We start from the raw sequence: 3581 nt of genomic DNA on the forward strand, positions 1-3581 counted from the left end.
ATCGTAGACCCTCACTCTCAGGAGTTAGGGCCTCCGACAATCCCGGGGCGGTTCACCTTGCAAAACCGGGGGCATCCACACACGCTCCTCCCGGCGAGGTCGCGCAGATCTGAAAACTGCGCTTCGCCAGGTCGATGGCGAGGATGTGGACGTCAGTCATATGCTCCTCCTTCTGCGGCACCCTGTGGCGCCGATCCGGCATCACACAATGCCGCTCGAAGGGGGCATCCACCCCATCAGTTCAATCCACAGATGACACCACCGATCTATCGCATCTGGTGCCATTCTGAACTATAGAGGGGCTTCACACAGCTCACGCTGGCTTAAGGCTTGAAACTCCCGCTCATCGTTGAGCGGGGTTTGCTTCGCCAGAGCCTAAAACGGTTCAGCGCCGTGATGCCGCCGATCGCCACGGCAATCCAGAACAGCGCCTCCGTCATCAGAACGGCGGTGGTCCACATCACCACAAACCGCGTCCTGTCGAAGGGAAGCAGGAAGATGATGGCGACAACGGCCAACCATGTCGCGACGACGATGGCGACCGCGCCGATACCGAGGTTTCGGCGAAGACGAGGGCTTCCGATGTTCATTTCGCAGTGACTCCTGAAGGCGTTGGAACTCGGCGCAAAGCGGCGGGATCGAAGAGCGCGCCGTCCGACAGCACGGCCCGCACGTCCGCGACACGACGCATGTCCTGACGCGGGTCGCCGGTCAGGAACACCATGTCGGCCTCCATGCCCGGAGCGATCCGGCCCGTCCGGCGGCCGAGACCGATTGCGCCGGCGGCATTGCTCGTCGCCATGCGCAGCACGTCCCAGGCAGGAATTCCGGCCTCGCGATGAAGCGCCATCTCCTGTGAGACGCTGAAGCCCGGCACCAGGAACGCCATGCCGCCCAGGTCGGTGCCGATCGTCATCAGCGCCCCGGCCGCATACATCCGCCGGGTCAGTTCCAGCACCTTGGGCCAGACGGCCCTTGCGCGTGCATAATCGCTCGGCGTCCAGCCGGCGTCGTGGCGGAATATCTCGAAATTGGCGCGCATGTCGGGATGGACCTGGTTCAGCCGCTCTTCGATGACTTGGCGATCGCCGCCGTGAAAAATCTGCCTGAAGCCGATCAGGGTACCGTCGAGATGGGTTTTCCGGCGCGCCATGATTTTCATCATCCGCCCCATTTCGACGGAGTCGAGATCCGCGGCCTCATACCATTCGAAGAAGGCATGAGCGCCGGGCCGCCGATAGGCGATATATGCGGCGCGGACCGGTTGCGGCAGCAGATCGGGGCTAATCGGCATCATGTGGACGATGCCGTCGACGCCCAGTTCCACGGCACGGGTCCAACTCACGTCGCTCAGATGGGCAATGGCCTTGAGCTGATGGGCATGGGCAGCATCGATGCCCTGTTTCAGATCCGCTTCGTTCAAGCCCTCGTAGAGCTTGATATATCCGACCCCGGCGGCCGCCTGGCGCGCGACGATCGTCCGCATGTCTCCGTCCGGGCCGACCTGCAGCGACAGTCCCTTGAATGCGGCCGGCGAGCGATTGATCACCTCTCCAGCATGGATCGCCTCGGGCCCCGGATATCTGCCCTGGGCGATGTCCGCATCGTAACCGCGCGCGATCGCGGGATCGCCGGCGGGATCGCGAACAGTGGTGACGCCGTATGACAGCAGCATCCGCGCATTATGCCGGATGATGTCCTGCCGATATCGGATGGCCAGATGCGGCGGCGGCGGCGTCTTTTCGACCGCGATCGGCCCCAGCGTCAGATGGGCATGGGTGTCGATAAGACCGGGCATCGCGAATGCGCCGCGCATGTCGTGCGCGATCGCACCGGCGATCCGTGGCCGGCCACGCCCCACCCGCACGATATACTTGCCGTCGACCAGGACATAGCTGTCCGGCGTCGCCCGCTTCCGCACCGGATCGAGGATGGTCATCCCGTAATACACATGCCGCTCCGCGGGTTTGGCCGAGACGGGAAAGGCGATAGCGGCAAGCGCCACGGCCATGGAGATTTTGAGACTACACAACGGATCCTGCTCCAATCGGGGTGTCCGTCATCAGTCCATCCGAGCGTCCGCTTGCTTACAGAAGCTCCGCAAAAAAGATTTTGTAAGAAACCGGAGATGCCGGAAGACTGATCGCAGATGCGGACGCTGGAGGAGATCATCGACACCTACGGTGCGGGAATTGCCCGGCTGGCCGCCTCCTACGAGGCCGATCGCGCGCTCCAGGAGGATCTAACCCAGGATATTCTGCTGGCGGTCCATCGCGCGCTCCCGTCACTTCGGGATGCCAACAGGCTGGGGCCGTTCATATTCCGCATCGCCCATAATCGTGGGGTGGCGCATGTCGTGAAAGAGGCACGGATCAAGCGGCAGCGATTGATCGAGATCGATCCGCTGCCCAATGTCGACGGACTGGAGGGGCACATCATCGCCGAGGATTCATCCGAGCGCGTGCGGCGGGCGATCCGGCGGCTGCCCCTGCCCTATCGCCAGGTGATCACGCTCCTGCTCGAGGATCTGAGTTACGGCGAAATCGCCGAGACGTTGGGAATAAGCACGTCGAATGTCGGGGTCCGGGTGAACCGCGCCAAGACGCAGTTGAGGACAATGCTTGATGGATGATCCATTTCTCGACCGGTTGAAGACCGAATGGCGGACGCCCGCAGTCGATATCGGGCAGCTTCGGCTAAGGGTCGCGCGCCGCCAGGCCTGGGCGCGGGCGGCGCCATGGGGCAATATGGCGAGCGCGCTGCTCCTGGGCGGCCTGTTTCTCTGGTTCGCCGTCGCTGCGATCGATCGGAACGAACCGGTGCTGGGTCTGGGAGCGTTTGCGTATCTTGTCGCCTTGATCGCCGTGCTGATCGGGTTCGTGAAATCGCTGAACGATCGCCTTGTCGAGCGCCACGAAGCGCCCTTGGAATTCCTGCGCCTCCACCGCCGGCTGGTTGAAACGGTGCGCCGGTCGTTGTGGGGCGCGCGATGCGCCGCGATTATCATGATCACGCTGTGCCTGGCCATCTGGCTGATGGCCGCTGCGGGATTGACCCAACTAGGCGAGGCGGCATTCTTGTCCGCAACCTGGGGAGCCACGGGAATACTGACTTGGACCTGGCAAATCTGGCGCCGGCGCAGGCTCGACGACGAAGCGGACACCTGCGATCGGATGGTCGCTGCACTCGAAGAGGCGGATTAGTGCGCCACCAGTGCATGAATGAGCGGACGAACCGGATAGCGGCCGCTCTCCACCATTTACGTTGACCGCCGCTTCAGGAACGAACGTCGGCTTTAGGGTTTGACTTGGGGCGGGCTAACCGACCGGGATTGGAGCGCGATGTTGCTGCCGGGCAGCTCTGCAATCGGCGCTTGACCGGTTCTGTAAAATACTGTCGTTCGCGGCACCCGGGCCGAATGACAGTTAAGTCCCAAGCGCGGGCATTCTCGAGCTGCAAATGCCGAGATGAACGAACGACCGCTTTCGGGATAGACGTCCCGCGCGTCGAATGACCGATACAGGGCGTATTCCGTTGAAAAACTCAGGCTTGAAGTAGCGCGGGCGTCCTGATTCAGTCTC

Annotated in this window: 5 protein-coding genes; 2 read left to right on the forward strand and 3 right to left on the reverse strand. The window is 62.7% G+C overall.

The window, feature by feature from the left end; all coding sequences use genetic code 11:
* Positions 1 to 323: 323 nt before the first annotated feature.
* The gene (locus ACODTA_RS30220; RefSeq protein WP_489071380.1) at positions 324 to 590 is read right to left on the reverse strand and encodes a hypothetical protein; all 267 of its coding nucleotides are present in this window, start codon (positions 588 to 590) and stop codon (positions 324 to 326) included.
* A complete protein-coding gene (locus tag ACODTA_RS30225) occupies positions 587 to 2011 on the reverse strand; it encodes an amidohydrolase family protein (RefSeq protein ID WP_489071382.1) in 1425 nt (474 codons plus the stop codon). Before ACODTA_RS30225 ends, ACODTA_RS30220 begins: the two co-directional genes overlap by 4 nt.
* A 138-nt stretch (positions 2012 to 2149) precedes the next feature.
* On the opposite strand from ACODTA_RS30225, the gene ACODTA_RS30230 reads away from it, so the two are divergent.
* Both ACODTA_RS30230 and ACODTA_RS30235 read left to right on the forward strand, forming a co-directional pair.
* A complete protein-coding gene (locus ACODTA_RS30230; RefSeq protein WP_489071384.1) occupies positions 2150 to 2632 on the forward strand; it encodes an RNA polymerase sigma factor in 483 nt (160 codons plus the stop codon).
* Between the two features lie 115 nt (positions 2633 to 2747).
* Complete coding sequence (locus tag ACODTA_RS30235; protein ID WP_489071386.1) at positions 2748 to 3203, forward strand: hypothetical protein; 456 nt, start codon at positions 2748 to 2750, stop codon at positions 3201 to 3203.
* Positions 3204 to 3295: 92 nt separating this feature from the next.
* Here the strand turns inward: ACODTA_RS30235 and ACODTA_RS30240 are convergent.
* On the reverse strand, positions 3296 to 3581 hold a 286-nt coding region (locus ACODTA_RS30240; protein ID WP_489071388.1), incomplete at its 5' end, for a hypothetical protein.

This window comes from Sphingomonas sp. FG14, from assembly GCF_057809675.1.

Bases quoted from the DNA above. Each gene is read 5' to 3' on its own strand.
- ACODTA_RS30220 (WP_489071380.1), bottom strand. From the start codon at position 590: ATGAACATCGGAAGCCCTCGTCTTCGCCGAAACCTCGGTATCGGCGCG.
- ACODTA_RS30230 (WP_489071384.1), top strand. From the start codon at position 2,150: ATGCGGACGCTGGAGGAGATCATCGACACCTACGGTGCGGGAATTGCC.
- ACODTA_RS30225 (WP_489071382.1), bottom strand. From the start codon at position 2,011: ATGGCCGTGGCGCTTGCCGCTATCGCCTTTCCCGTCTCGGCCAAACCC.
- ACODTA_RS30235 (WP_489071386.1), top strand. From the start codon at position 2,748: ATGGCGAGCGCGCTGCTCCTGGGCGGCCTGTTTCTCTGGTTCGCCGTC.